Here is a 14368-nt window from a genome sequence, read left to right on the forward strand (position 1 = left end):
CAGGCCGACGGCAGGCATTAGAACTTGGCCAGTTCTTCCCGGCAAAACTCGACAAACAGTTGTGCCGGCTTGGTCAACTGAACCCGCTTCAAGCGGGCTGCCGCCAGCCCCGACAGCGCCACAGGTTCGGCGATATCGACCATGGCCAGACGCTGCCCATCGTAGGTGCATTCCGAATGTGGGCGGGTCACCAACAGCGAAAAACCGAACCCCTGCCCCACCATCCCGCGCACCATCTCGATCGACGGCGAGCTGAAGACGATGTTCGGGGTCAGGCCCATTTCGTTGAACAGGCTGACGAAGTAAGTCCGGCTGGGTGCCACGTCCAGCAAAATCATCGGCTCGGGGCAGAGATCGCGCAGCGAGACCTGGCTTTGCCCAGCAAAGCGGTGCTTTTCGGGCAACAGCACATAGGGTTTTTGCGGCGGCATCAGCGGCTCGGCCTCGATGGTGCCGTCCAGGTCGTGGTCGTAGAGAAACGCCAGGTCGAAGGTGCCGGCGGTCAGGCCCTGAATCAGGTCCTGCTGCTCGCCATCGCGCAGGCGAATGTCGACGCCAGGGTAGCGTTCGCGAAAGCCGGCGATCAGGCGCGGCAGGTACAGTGGCGCCACTGTCTCGAAACAGCCGATATCGATTTGCCCAGCCACGGTGTCGTTGTCGGCCAAGGCGTTCTGCTCGAACTCGTGGGCCATCTGTAGCAGCGATTTGGTCTTGGCGTAGAAGCGCTTGCCGCTGGGTGTCAGCGACACACCTTGGGCGTGGTGGCGGATGAACAGTTGCACGCCAAAGCTTTCTTCCAGGCTTTTGATGGCCGTGGAGATGGACGGCTGGGCGATGTACAGCTGGCGCGAGGCCTCGGCGACGCTGCCGGCCTCCACGGTGGTGACGAAGTACTTGAGTTGTCGCAAGGTATAGGAAGCCACAGGCACCTCTCCGGCGCCGCCTGGGCGCGCTGGTATTTTGCCTGTCACTTTAACGTGGCGCCTGGCTGCAGGGGGATCGGGCTATGAAGGATTTACCTATGGCTTGAGCATGTTTTTTAGTGGGAGGCGCATGGCGCCCCCCCCTGCTCGGATCACTCAAAGTCAATGTTCGCAGGTACGCACTCGTCTCCGACGCTCTTGAACCCTGGCGCGCAAGGCATTCCGACGACAGGTGCTACACCTCTTGTACGCCATGACAGGGTTTTCTGCATCGCGACTTCCTCAACGTGTTCAAGGCCATCAAGGGATGGCGATTCATTCTTCGGTTCATCTTGCATGGTCATTTCTCCGGTTTATGTGAATTGCCCATTCAAGCTACAACCTGCTCGCGCCCATACCCACCGGGAAATGCCCCAACCGCTGCACACTGAAATGAACCCCGGCGCGGCCCAAAAGGTCTTTACTGAAAGTGGACAAGTCCCCAAAAAGGGTGTGCGCCTATGAAGATCGTTGTCACCAGTATTCTTGTCGACGACCAGGCCAAGGCCTTGGCTTTCTATCACTACGTGCTCGGCTTCATGCCCAAACATGACATCCCCCTGGGCCGGCACCGCTGGCTTACCCTGACCTCACCCCACGAGCCAAACGGCGTCGAGCTGCTGCTGGAGCCTGATGCCCACCCTGCCGCCAAGGTGTACAAGGCTGCGCTCAAGCAGGACGGCATCCCTGTAACCTCGTTCGGCGTGCGCGACATCCAGGCTGAATACACCCGTCTGTGCGCGGCCGGCGTGCAGTTCACCCAACCGCCAACGGCCGCAGGGCCTGTCACCGTGGCTGTGTTCGACGACACCTGTGGCAACCTGATCCAGATCGCTCAGAAACACTAACAGTCCCCCCGCCTGGCGGGCACCCGTGGCCCGCCGTCCGCTATAGTTGCCTTTGCTTACTTGCGCAGCCAACAAGGAAAACAAATGCGCCACGAATTCAGTGAGGTCCTCAACGACCTGATCGATTACTTCCTGGTCGGCGACATTCAGTTGCTCGAGCGTTTCAAGCAAGACAACGACCTAGCGGACGACCTGGCCCACGCGTTCACCCATGACGACAGCGGTGACAAGGCGGTGCGCGAAGGCGTGGTGCTGCCCATTGCCGGCATCGATAACCTGCCCTATCGGATCATCTTCACCCTCGATGGCCACACCCCTGCCCTGCGTGAGCCGGGTAGCCGACTGAAGCATCAGCGTTCCGGCTATGTACTGCGCGTCGAGCACCGCGCGTTGATGCTGTACACCTGGCGCATCCTGCAGCATTTCACCAATAAGGCCCTCGGCGATCTGCTGGCACGCTACCAGGCGCCTGGGCGGCCGATCATCGAGCTGGACAACGGCTGGTATGACGTGGAGGTGCTCGGCGGTGCGGTGGTGCGGGATGGGTTGTACGAGCCGGCGTTCGAGTTCGTTTTGAAGAAGCGCTGGAGCCGCGGGGAAGCCACCGGGGTGGATACCGGGTACGCCTTTACCCTGCGAGGGTATTTTGACTGAGGCGGGCCATGCACGCTTCGGTAGGAGCAGCCTTGTGCTGCGAAGAGGCCGGGGATAGCAACGGAGATCTTCGCTGCCGTCACCGGCCTCTTCGCAGCACAAGGCTGCTCCTACACGGGTTTAATGGCCTGACTCAGGTGTGGCTGATATCCCGGTCCTTGGTCTCCGGCATGAAGAAGATCCCCAGCACTGCGGGGAAGCCACCGGGGTGGATACCGGGTACGCCTTTACCCTGCGAGGGTATTTTGACTGAGGCGGGCCATGCACGCTTCGGTAGGAGCAGCCTTGTGCTGCGAAGAGGCCGGGGATAGCAACGGAGATCTTCGCTGCTGTCACCGGCCTCTTCGCAGCACAAGGCTGCTCCTACACGGGTTCAATGGCTTGAATAAGGTGTGGCTGATATCCCAGTCCTTGGTCTCTGGCATGAAGAAGATCCCCAGCACTGCGGGGAAGCCACCGGGGTGGATACCGGGTACGCCTTTACCCTGCGAGGGTATTTTGACTGAGGCGGGCCATGCACGCTTCGGTAGGAGCAGTCTTGTGCTGCGAAGAGGCCGGGGACAGCAACGGAGATTTTCGCTGCGATCACCGGCCTCTTCGCAGCACAAGGCTGCTCCTACACGGGTCCCATAGCCTGACTCAGGTGTGGCTAATATCGCGGCAAGATCCCCAGCACTTCGGGGAAGCCACCGGGGTGGTTACCTGGTACGCCTTTACTCTGCAAGGGTATTTTGACTCAGGCGGGCCATGCACGCTTCGGTAGGAGCAGCCTTGTGCTGCGAAGAGGCCGGGGATAACAACGGAGATCTTCGCTGCTGTCACCGGCCTCTTCGCAGCACAAGGCTGCTCCTACACGGGTTTCATGGCCTGACTCAGGTGTGGCTGATATCGCGGTCCTTGGTCTCTGGCATGAAGAAGATCCCCAGCACCGCCGTCATCAGCGCAATCACGATCGGGTACCACAAGCCGTAGTAGATATCCCCGGTTGCCGCCACCATGGCAAACGCCACGGTCGGCAGGAAGCCACCGAACCAACCGTTGCCGATGTGGTACGGCAGCGACATCGAGGTATAGCGGATGCGCGCCGGGAACAGCTCGACCAGCCAGGCCGCAATCGGCCCATAGACCATGGTCACGTAGATCACCAGGATGGTCAGCAGCAACAGCACCATCGGGTAGTGAATCTTCGCCGGGTCGGCCTTCTCGGGGTAACCCGCCTCCTTCAGCGCCCCGACGAGGGTGGCGGTAAAGGCATCGCTCTGCGTCTTGAGGTCGGCGGCGGCCAGGCTGCGGCCATCAAAGCTTGGGATCACCCGCTCGCCAATACGGATCTGCGCCACGCTGCCGGGCTCGGCCTTCTCGTTCGAATACGGGATCGCCCGCTTGGCCAGCAGGCTCTTGGCGATGTCGCAGGAGCTGGTGAATTTGGCCTTGCCCACCGGGTCGAACTGGAACGCGCACTGGCCAGGGTCAGCTACCACCACGACCGGGTTCTGCTCCTGGGCGACGAACACGTCCGGGTTGCCGTACTCGGTCAGCGCCTTGAAGATCGGGAAGTAGGTCAGCGCAGCGATGATGCAACCGGCCATGATGATCTTCTTGCGGCCGATGCGGTCCGACAGGCTGCCAAAGATGATGAAGAACGGCGTGCCGATCAGCAGCGAACCTGCGATGAGCAAGTTGGCAGTCTGCGGGTCGATCTTGAGCGTCTGCAACAGGAAGAACAGCGCATAGAACTGCCCGGTGTACCACACCACCGCCTGGCCGGCGGTGCCGCCAAGTAGCGACATGATCACCACCTTGAGGTTTTCCCAACGGGCGAACGACTCGGTCAATGGCGCCTTGGACGCCTTGCCCTCGGCCTTCATCTTCAAGAACACCGGCGACTCGTTGAGCTGCATGCGGATGTACACCGAAATGGCCAACAGCAGGATCGACAGCAAGAACGGAATGCGCCAGCCCCATGCCTCGAACGCCTCGGTGCCCATGGCCGTGCGGCAGGCCATGATCACCAGCAGCGACAGGAACAGCCCCAGCGTCGCGGTGGTCTGGATCCAGGCAGTAAAGAAGCCACGCCGGCCCTTGGGTGCATGTTCGGCCACGTAGGTCGCAGCGCCGCCGTATTCACCGCCCAGTGCCAGGCCCTGCAACAGGCGCAGGCTGATCAGGATGACCGGCGCCGCCACGCCAATCGACGCATAGCTGGGCAACAACCCGACCAGCGCCGTGGACAGGCCCATGATGACGATGGTGATCAGGAAGGTGTGCTTGCGCCCGATCAAGTCGCCGAGGCGGCCGAACACAATGGCCCCGAACGGCCGCACGGCAAAGCCTGCGGCAAACGCTAAGAGGGCGAAGATGAACGAGGTGGTTTCATTGACGCCGGCAAAGAAGTGCTTGGCGATGATCGCGGCCAGTGAGCCGTACAGGTAAAAGTCGTACCATTCGAACACCGTGCCCAGGGATGATGCGAAGATGACCTTGCGCTCCTCCCGGGTGATACCACGTTGGGGCGCGCTACTGCCCGTGGATGCGCTGTCGAGAACCGCCATGGGTTGCCTCCGTCTTGTCGTTATCGCAGGCCGGAGTACCTCACACCCATTTCACCGTCGCACCCAGGCCCTAGGGCTTGCATTGGTTGCGCGAAGCACGACGAGGCAGGCCGCCTCGAATCGCAGCAAGGTATCTGAAGCATAATCGGCTTTGCCGGGATATCCACTCGCCTTGATGGCGAGCGGCCACAGGGTGGACTGCCCCCGAAACTCGAACAAGACAGTTACCCCCACAAGTGAAGTGAATTCTCAAGACATACGCTATCCCTGTGGGAGCTGGCTTGTCGGGGCGCCGAACCGCAGCGGCCCTTTGAGCTCGACCTGGTTGCCATCGGGGTCGAAGCAGTACAACGACGGCCCTTCGCCCTCTGCGCCGTAGCGTTTCTCGGCAGGCTCCACCGTTACACCCGCAGCGCGCAGGTAAGCGGTCAAAGCCGGCTCATCGAAGGGCTCGATACGCAGGCACAAATGATGCAGGTTACGCCCCTCTGCGCCCGGCGCGGCGCCACCCGGCTGCCCCAGCACACCGTCCAGCGTGACCAGGTCGATCATGGCAGTGCCCGTCGCCAGGTGGACCATGCCCAGGTCTTTACGCACCTTCCTGACCGTGCAGCCCAGCACGTCCACATAGAAGGCGAGGCTGCGCGGCAGGTCGCTGACCCGCAGGACGAGGTGGTCGATGTGCTTGATGGCGAACGGTTGCATGCCGGGGACTCCTTGTGGCGTGTGCGCGAGGGTCAGACGCCACCATAGCCCACTATTCAGCGTGCTCGCTACTCATTGACCAAGCGCTGTAACTGGCCACCTTCATGACGTGCCAACAGCCGCAGCAACTGATCGACCAAAGCCCGGTCCGGTGCCTCAAGGTGGAAGTGATGCCCACCTGGGTGCCATGAAACCCGCGCATGGCCAGGCAAGGCCGTTTCACGCTGGGCGTACGCGTTGCCGCTAAAGGCCCCTTGTCGGCCGAACATCAGGTACAGCGGGCATTGGATCTGGCTGAGCAGGTCACAGGCTTCGCGCTCGGTCAACGGCATGGGTTCGGGCAGCACCAAGCGTGGATCGTGGCGCCAGCAATAGCCGTCGCCAACCTGCAGCAGGTCACGGCGGGCCAGCAACCGCGCAGCGTCCTCCGACAGCTCGCCGTCCAGGCGGTGGCGGCGCTGCTGCAAGGCCGCTTCAATCGTGTCGAAGCGGCTCGCGTCGGGTTCGCCAAAACCCTGTAGCTGGCTGCGCTGGACCATCCGTTTAAGCCGGTAGGAGCGCGCCAGATGCTGCACGCGGTCATCCTCCGCGACCGTGAACGGCGCGCCCATGCCATCGAGGAAGGTCATGCTGGAAATGCCGCTGGACAGGGCGGCGAGCAACGAGGCGATACCGCTGCCCATGCCGTGGGCCAGCACATGGAAGTGCGCGAGGCCCAGGCTGTCGACCACCGCCAGCATGTCCTCGGCATGCTCCCAGAGGTAATAGCCGCTGTCGTGACGGCGATGGCTGGAGCGGCCGTGGCCGACCAGGTCCGGCGCCACTACGAAACAGCCGTCGAGCAATGGCCCGAGGCGATCGAACGAGGCGGCATTATCCAGCCACCCATGCAAGGCCAGCACCGGGATACCGTCTTCCGGCCCCCAGGTGCGTACCGCTATTTCAATACCGTCGAGGTCAAGCAAATGATCCTTGGGACCGCACAGCGAACGCATAGAAGCTCCCCTTGGCTGCAAACCGGCCGCCATGGCCTACCCCACCCTCTCGCAGATGCACCTGCACTGTTGGCCCCTCACCGACCCGTACATGCGCGAGACCGACCGCTGCTGGCAATTATCTACCGCCACTCGGCACCCGGATGAGTGTCGACTACCGCCTCCCTACTCAAGAGGTCGGTACCATGACAAGCACCCCACCCTTACATCACGCGCAGATCACGCGCACGCTGCCGCTATGGAGCAAAGCCCTGCACCCCGACCATGCCGAACGCGTCGTGCAGCGGGTACGCAAGGATTACCTGACGGCCGATGGCACGCCTTACAGCTGGTACGCCAGCGCCGAACCCGAGCAGCGCCTGCAACTGCGCCTGCTTGTCGAGACCCGCGACACTTGCCTCGCCCAGCTCCGTCAGGCACTGCCCGGCTTCAAAGGCATCATCGAATTCTGCCAACCGCTGCTGACCGAGCGCCTAGGCCTGAACGTGGCCGTGGACCAGGCCCAGTACGTGTTCCAACCCTTCGAGCCGATCAGCAACCCGTGGGTCGGCGTGCCCGACCCACAATACCCGTTGGTGCCGGAGCAGCCGGTAGACGTGCTCGCAACCCGCCCCGTCGGCGCGCCGCAAGCGCGCAGCTTGCTGGAAGCGGCCCTGCACAACTTCGAGGGCCTCACGGAAGTCGGTGCCTATAGCCGGCTGACCCGCGCCGCAGGCGATGAGTCCCCCTTGCAGGGCCTGAACCTAGCCAGTTTCGTTCAGCAATGCCGGGCGCTGGACCTGGGCCAACAGTATCAGGGCCACCTGCAGGCTACCCATGAAGGCGCGAACCGGCTGGAGGTCGAGCGCCTGTCGATTCAAGCGAGCCGCGAGTGCTTGCGGGTGCAGGCGCAGGTTGCCTGGCTCAAGGGCTTGCTGAGCGAACGCGGGCGCACCGCACTGATGCAACTGTGCAGCAATGTGACCGCCCCGGCCTATGGTGAACACAATCTGCAGTGCTGGCGTTTAAGCCTGTTCGATACCCCACTGCACGAAATCCTGCTTATCGGGCCTGATGCGCCGCACCAGAGCAACCCTTGCATCCTCTACATCCCAGACGACAGCGAGCACCCAGTGCGCGAGTTTGTCTCGATCCAGGCGGTCGGGCAGCACCTGCGGCACCGGCTGCAGCGCAGCGAATTCCGCCGTGCCTTGCTGCAGTTCGCCTACAAAGACCGGCAAGTGGAACTGTCGGCCAAACTGGAACACGCGCTGTTCGAGGTGGATGCGAACGGCAACCGCACGCTGCGCAGCAATCCGCTTTTGCACGTTACCCCTTCGCCTGTGGGCAATGCGCCCTGGCCGACGTTGTACAGAGCGCACCTGGCACGCATGAAGGCCGACGCCAAAACCATCGCTGTGCCCACCACCGAGGTTGATGCCAAGGCGCGTAACGCGCGCCTGCAGCACTGGTTCGAAATGGGCATGAACGTACTCAATGTCGCCGCGTTCTTCGTGCCGGGCCTGAACACCGCTATGCTCGGGGTATTTGCCTATGACCTGATGAGTTCGGTGTTCACCGGTTTCGAAGCCTGGGAGGAAGGCGACACCGCGCAAGCGCTGCAGCAGGTGCAGTCGTTGGCCATCAATGCCGCAGTGATCGCCGGGTTCGCCGCAGGCGCCAAGGTTATCCAGGCGTCCGGTTTCGTCGATGCGCTGAAGGCGGTGTGGCAGGAAGACCGCGAACTGCTGTGGCACCCAAACATGGCGCCGTATGCCAGCAATGTAATGCTTGCTGAAGGTGCAAAGCCCGATGCGCTCGGGCTTCATCAACACCAGGGCAAGGCTTACATGGCGCTGGAAGGCACCCTGTATGAAGTGTTCCAGGACCCTGAACAGCACTGGCGCGTGCGTCACCCCGACTCCCCTCAGGCTTATGCGCCACACGTGCGGCCGATTGGCGATGGCCGCTGGCAGCTGGCCCATGAACATGCTCACGAGTGGGACGACATACAGCTGCTGCGCCGTCTCGGCCATCGCAGCCAGGGGCTGGACGATGCGCAATTACTCACTGCCCTGCGCAGCACCGGCACCGACACGGCCAGCCTGCGCCGTGCCCATGCTGCTGGCTTACGCCCCCCGGCATTGCTGGCCGACACGCTGCTGCGCCTGCAGCTGGATAATGAAGTGGGCACCCTCATAGAACACGTACGCCACGGCCTGCCGCTCGCGGCCCACAAAAACTATGCCCTGCCCGAACTGCTCAACCTGCCGAAGTGGCCGCAGGATCACGTACTCAAAGTCTTCGAAGGCCCAGAGCCGTGGGGCAAGGCAGTGCGCTATGGACCGCCTGCCGTACCAGGGCAGACAGAGATCGAGATCACCCGCGCCGACCTCGACAGTGGCGCACTGAGCCAGACCGTGTTGGCGCAGATGGATGAGCCCACGGTGCAATCGATGCTAGGTGATACCCCACACGCACAACGTGCCTCGGTACTGAACGACACGCTCGCTGAGCATCTGACCCACCGCCGCAAGGCGATATTCAACAGTTTGCAGCAAGGCCATCGTGAACCGCAGAGCCCCGCAGCGCAGGCCCTTGCCCGCCAGTTCCCGGGGCTGCCGGACAGCGCCCTCGACGAAATCCTCGACCATGCCAACAGCACTGAGCGTCAGCGCCTGGGCGCAGGCCGAGTACCCCTGCGCATCGGCGAAGAAGCCCGCTTGCTGCAAGCTCGCACCAGAATAGACCGAGCCCTCATCGGGCTGTATCGGCACAGCCTGGCCAACACGGACAGCCAACTGCTGCTGCAAGCATTGCAGGCCGAACACCCCCAGGCCATAGCGGTCGAACTGTTCGAGATCGCGCTTGCCGATCGGCAGCACTGTGCTGCCTTGCTGGGCCAACAGCCGATCAAGCCAGGGTTCCGCTCACCCCTTCGGCTGGCCAATGGCAGGCTCGGTTACCCGCTCAGTGGCCGTGGTGAGACGGGGGCGGCGGCACGCCGTTTACGGGTGCTCTACCCAGAGCTCGACAACGCACAAATCAGCGCATTGCAAACCGAGCTGACAGAAGCCGGCGACCTGGGCACAGCGATCAACCGCTTGGAAGCTGAGCAACGCAGCTTGGACCGTGATCTCGGCCGCTGGATCGAGACCGCGCAAGACCTGGAAGACCGCCGAAGCCGCCAGCAATGTGCCGAGCGCCTGATGAGCGCCTGCCGCCGTGAGGGCGGTGAACAACGCAACCTGTTATGGCTGGAGCGTATTCGCTTGCGCGAGTTGCCAACCCTCACTGCCGCCATGCCGCATATCCATGAATTGCGGCTCGACGGCTTGCGCCTGGAGCGCATGGAAGGCGCTTTCCTGGCCAACTTCCCTCACCTGCAAGCATTGGACGTGATCAACAATCCGCACATGAATGCCGAAGCCTTGTTCGAGGCGCTGCGGTCCGCCCCCCGGCTGCGCGATCTGAACCTGACCGGCAATGCGTTACGGGCCCTCACGCCTGCGGCTCGGCAAGCCATTGGCGCGATGCCGGGCCTGCGCATACTCAATTTGCGCAGTAATTTTCTGGAACTGGATGACGCCAGTTTGCAATTTCTGACCCGCTTGCGCCTGGACGCACTGGGCCTTGGGGACAATCACATCACCTTGGATCAAAGGCTTGCCGCACGCTTCCAGGACATGGTCCATCCACAGGTCTTGCACCTGGATTTCAACCCGCTACACGTGGCCCCCGACCTGCGCTTCATGGCCCGCCTCAGCCACCTCAACCTGCACCGCTGCGACTTGCAGCAATGGCCCGAAGGCCTGACCACCCTGATGAGCCAGCCACAGTACCGGCTGCGCTACCTTGACCTGTCTTACAATCGCATCCGCAACGTGCCCGACCTACCTGGGGTTCTACGTACACCGTTTGCCCGTGATGTCTCAGCGCGTTTGCCTGAACACCGCTGGCTGTTCAACTACAACAACCTGGAGGCCGAAACACGTACACGCCTGGGTGACAGCGGCGTCAACGTTTTTGAACACGCGGGGGCGATGCCCGAGTGGCAAGCGCTGTGGCGCAACCCGGCGAGCGACGCCCAGGAGCAACTATGGCGCGATCTGTTCGAGCAGGGGGAGAACAACGACCTGCAAGGGGTCTTGGAACGCCTGAGCCAATCCGCTGAAGCACAGCGCGATGCGCAGAGCCTGCGCAACCGTGTCTGGGCCTTGCTGGAAAAAGCGGCTGGGGACAGTGCGCTGCGCGAACGCCTGAACACGGTGGCCCAAGACTTCCCGCCCACCTGCGGGGATGCCGGGGCCGACGCCTTCAGTGCCCTGGAGATCGAAGTGCTGGCTTACGAGGCGGCGGGCGGCGCCGGTACTCGCCCTGGCGAGTTGCTGGCGCTGTATCGCAAGCTGTACCGGCGCGATCAGGTCAACCAGTTGGCTGACCGCATCAGTGTCCGCCGGTCGTTACGCAAACAGGCGCTGCAGGACCATGTATTCGACGAGGCACTGCCGCCTCATGATGTGCTGGATGATCCCGCAGCGTTCCCCGACGGCGAACTGCAAAACGGCCTGGTGGACGATATCGAGCTTCGCCTGGCGTTGCGCCAGTCACTGGCCGAGCCGCTGGGCTTCCCGGAGCCCAGCCACGGTATGCGCTACCGTGACACGGCCCAAGTCAACCAGGTCATCATCGACCGGGTCGAGGCCGCCGTACTCGCCCTGGACGCCGACACCGATGCCCGGCTGCAATGGCTTATCGAGCAACCGGGGTGGGTAAGCTACCTGAAGCGCGAGTATGCCGCGCAGTTCATGTTGCTCACCGACTTCTGGCGACAGGGCCACGACTACCTCTTCTACTGCCTGGATGAGACCCAGGAAGCCGTTACTCGCTTGGACAGTTCGGTGATAGGTGCGTTGAGCGACGCCCTGCCAACGTCGCCCGTGGACGAGCTGGGCAACCTTCACCGCGTGCCACTCAACGATGGACAGTTCGACCGCGCCATGCGGGCATTGACCGCTGAACAGCAAGCGGTGGAAGCGGGCCTGCTGGCCAGCCTCACCCGACAGGCGCAAACCCTGGGCGGCTAAGCAGCCCTCACTGGCCGCGCAGGTCTTCGAAGAAGGCCTGCCGGCCATCTACCTGGCTCGACGCACGCGGCGCCGCCGGCGCTTCGCTGTTGGCCGCTTCCACGTGCCAGTAGCAGTGCCTGACCGCACGCGTGACCGCCACGTAGGCCAAGCGCTGTACTTCTTCCTTCTGCGCAGTATCGAATGCCTGGGCATCACCGGCCTTACCCAGGCCGGCCAGGCGATAGACCTGGTTCTTGTAAGGCGAGCTGGTCAGGTACTGGCAGTCACCAAGCATGAACACCGCATCGGCCTGCAAACCTTTGGCGCTGTGGTAGGTCAACTGCCGCAGCCGGCGTTGCTCGGCCGGCAGCGCTGCCTCAGCGTGCAACACGGCCTGCAGGTGGTCGTTCATCAGGGCTTTGTCGCTGCCCTTGCGGTACAGCATCATCACCGACTCACCGCGTTGATAATGCTCGATCAGGGTCTCGCCCAGCGCGGCCTCGTCGCGGTCGAACACCTTGACTGGCGAGCCCGGCAACTCGGCTGCCGGGCCACTGGCGCGGGCCTTCTTGCCAGTAATCGCGGGCGTGCCCTTGACCAGGAATTCCGCCGCATCGATGACCTGCTGCTGGCACCGGTAGTTCTCGACCATCATCACCCGCGTGTTGGCCGGTGACACAAAGGCCTTGGTGAACTCCATGAAGTACTTCGGCGAACTGCCGCGCCAGCCATAGATCGATTGCCAGTCGTCACCCACGCACAACAGCGACGAATGCTGGGCATTACGGCCGGTGTGCATCGACGGCCCACGCCGGCGGATCTCGGCAAGGCAGGCACGCAGCCAACTGACGATTTGCGGCGAAACGTCCTGGAACTCATCGATCATCAAATGCGCCAGGGGCCTGAGCAAGGGGTCGGGCAGCAGTTGCAGGTTTTCCGGGTTGTTCTCGCTAAACAGGGCAAACATGCGGTTGTAGCTCATCACCGGCGGCGACTGGTCCAGCAGGTGTGCCTCCAGGGCCTTCCAGTACAGCGCCAGGGCTTCGAAGAACAGGCCGTCGCTGTCGCCTGCCGGGAAGCTCATCGCCGCCACGGCGCCGTTCACGTCAAGCCCCAGGTTCTCGATGAAGTTGGCGGCACCGACAAAGGCATCGAGCAGCGGTGCCGGGGCCAGTTCGCCCTTGACCTTGTACTCGAAGCCAGGGCCAGCCACCGCATCACCGGCCAGGGAGGCAGCCAAGCGCCGCGCAGCCGCGTAGTTGTCCAGCCAGATCAGCGGTTTGTCGCAGAAGGCCTGCAGCAGGGTGCGCTTGACCGCCCATTCGGCACGCACCGCCAGCTTGGCGCCGGGGCGCTGGTACTGGGCACTTTCCGCGGGGTCGAAACCCAACACCACCCAGGCCCCCTGCCCCTCAAGGCGGCCATGCACATGGAAACGGCTGCCACGGATTTCGACCGTGTCGCGGCACGGCTCGATGCCTTTGATCGGCCAGGCGCCTGCGGCGAACCACAGGTCTTCGATGACATCGCACAGCTCTTCGTCGCGCTGGGCGGCCAACTGGGTCACCTGCGCACGTTTTTGCACGTCCGGGTGGTTAGGGTCCAGCGGCTTGAGCTGCAGCGCCTCGCTGCGCAGCAGGCCAATGAGTTCGGCAAAGCGCGGGTTATCGCCCAGCAAGGTGCTGTAGCAAAGGTTCAGTTGTTGGCGCTGCGCCTCGTTCAGGCGCAGGTCGAACGGGTTGCTCTCGGCTTCGGCCTCGCGGCCCGCCGGCATCTCGTTGCCCAGTGTCTCGAACGCGCGCACCTGGCCAAAACCTGGCAGGCTGCGCACCAGCGGCAAGATGCGCGAATGGAAGGTGCGCACCAGCTCGCGGGCCAGCGCGGGCTGCAGGTCGAGCTGCCACAGGGCGAACACCTGCAGCAGGCGTTTGATGAAGTCTTTGCGCGATTCGCGGGTGAAGGTGACCACGGTCATCGCGTCCAGCTCGTAGCCCAGGTAATGGCGCAGCAACAGAATGCGCAACACCAGCGAGGTGGACTTGCCCGCCCCTGCCCCCGCCACCACACAGGTGGACGGCGTGTCGCTGAAAATCAGCTTCCACTGGGCCGCACTGGGTTGCGCCTCGGCAGGCAGGCGCTGGGCCACATCGGCCTTGAAGCGCTTCTTCAATTCGGCGGTCAACGGCAGGCGCCAATCGTCGAAGAGGTTGTCGTCCTGGCCAGGTACGGCGGCAGTGTCGGGGCGGGTATCGCGGATGACCAGCACCTGGCGCCCCGCCTCGTACCCTTCCACACGCCCGCGCTCGAAGCCTTCGCGCACCCCGTCGGCATGGCCACTGCGCTGGCCTGTGGCGTGGCCGAGGAACCAGGAGTCGCGATGCTGGGCTTGCAAGCGGGTCAGGCCCCGCCCCAAAAGGCGGGCGGCCAGGCGGCGAAACCACGGTAACTGGGCAGGTGGGGTCAGGTCGGCAGGCGCCTGGGGATGCTCGTGGGCCACGGTCACTCCGATGGAATACAAAATCAGCGTGCCATGTTCGCCGCATCCACCAAAAATCACCAGCGAATGCTTGCAGATCAGTAGATTAGGCGATGAAACGGATAAAA

The 14368-nt window shown here is 63.1% G+C and carries 8 protein-coding genes; 3 read left to right on the forward strand and 5 right to left on the reverse strand.

Going from position 1 to position 14368, the window contains the following annotated elements; all coding sequences use genetic code 11:
- Positions 1-17 precede the first annotated feature (17 nt).
- A complete protein-coding gene (locus QOS90_RS08720) occupies positions 18-923 on the reverse strand; it encodes a LysR family transcriptional regulator (RefSeq protein ID WP_027596219.1) in 906 nt (301 codons plus the stop codon).
- Between the two features lie 500 nt (positions 924-1423).
- On the opposite strand from QOS90_RS08720, the gene QOS90_RS08725 reads away from it, so the two are divergent.
- Together QOS90_RS08725 and QOS90_RS08730 are read left to right on the forward strand one after the other, a co-directional pair.
- On the forward strand, positions 1424-1810 hold the full coding sequence (locus QOS90_RS08725) for a VOC family protein (RefSeq protein WP_027596218.1): 387 nt from the start codon (positions 1424-1426) through the stop codon (positions 1808-1810).
- An 84-nt stretch (positions 1811-1894) separates the two neighbouring features.
- Positions 1895-2464, forward strand: coding sequence for a hypothetical protein (locus QOS90_RS08730; RefSeq protein ID WP_027596217.1), 570 nt, complete (start codon positions 1895-1897; stop codon positions 2462-2464).
- 872 nt (positions 2465-3336) lie between these two features.
- Here the strand turns inward: QOS90_RS08730 and QOS90_RS08735 are convergent.
- The 3 genes from QOS90_RS08735 to QOS90_RS08745 form a co-directional block, all read right to left on the reverse strand.
- Positions 3337-5016, reverse strand: a complete 1680-nt coding sequence (locus QOS90_RS08735) for an MFS transporter (protein WP_027596216.1) — start codon at positions 5014-5016, stop codon at positions 3337-3339.
- Between the two features lie 261 nt (positions 5017-5277).
- Positions 5278-5721, reverse strand: coding sequence for a VOC family protein (locus QOS90_RS08740; protein WP_085273136.1), 444 nt, complete (start codon positions 5719-5721; stop codon positions 5278-5280).
- 68 nt (positions 5722-5789) lie between these two features.
- Positions 5790-6716, reverse strand: a complete 927-nt coding sequence (locus tag QOS90_RS08745; RefSeq protein WP_085273135.1) for an alpha/beta hydrolase — start codon at positions 6714-6716, stop codon at positions 5790-5792.
- A gap of 185 nt (positions 6717-6901) precedes the next feature.
- On the opposite strand from QOS90_RS08745, the gene QOS90_RS08750 reads away from it, so the two are divergent.
- The gene (locus QOS90_RS08750) at positions 6902-11782 is read left to right on the forward strand and encodes an NEL-type E3 ubiquitin ligase domain-containing protein (RefSeq protein WP_085273134.1); all 4881 of its coding nucleotides are present in this window, start codon (positions 6902-6904) and stop codon (positions 11780-11782) included.
- A gap of 7 nt (positions 11783-11789) precedes the next feature.
- On the opposite strand, the gene QOS90_RS08755 is transcribed toward QOS90_RS08750, so the two are convergent.
- Positions 11790-14261: a UvrD-helicase domain-containing protein gene (locus tag QOS90_RS08755; RefSeq protein ID WP_085273214.1), complete on the reverse strand. Its 2472-nt coding sequence runs from the start codon at positions 14259-14261 to the stop codon at positions 11790-11792.
- Positions 14262-14368: the final 107 nt, after the last annotated feature.

It is taken from the genome of Pseudomonas sp. LAIL14HWK12:I10, assembly GCF_900184205.1.
GTDB lineage: Bacteria > Pseudomonadota > Gammaproteobacteria > Pseudomonadales > Pseudomonadaceae > Aquipseudomonas > Aquipseudomonas kermanshahensis.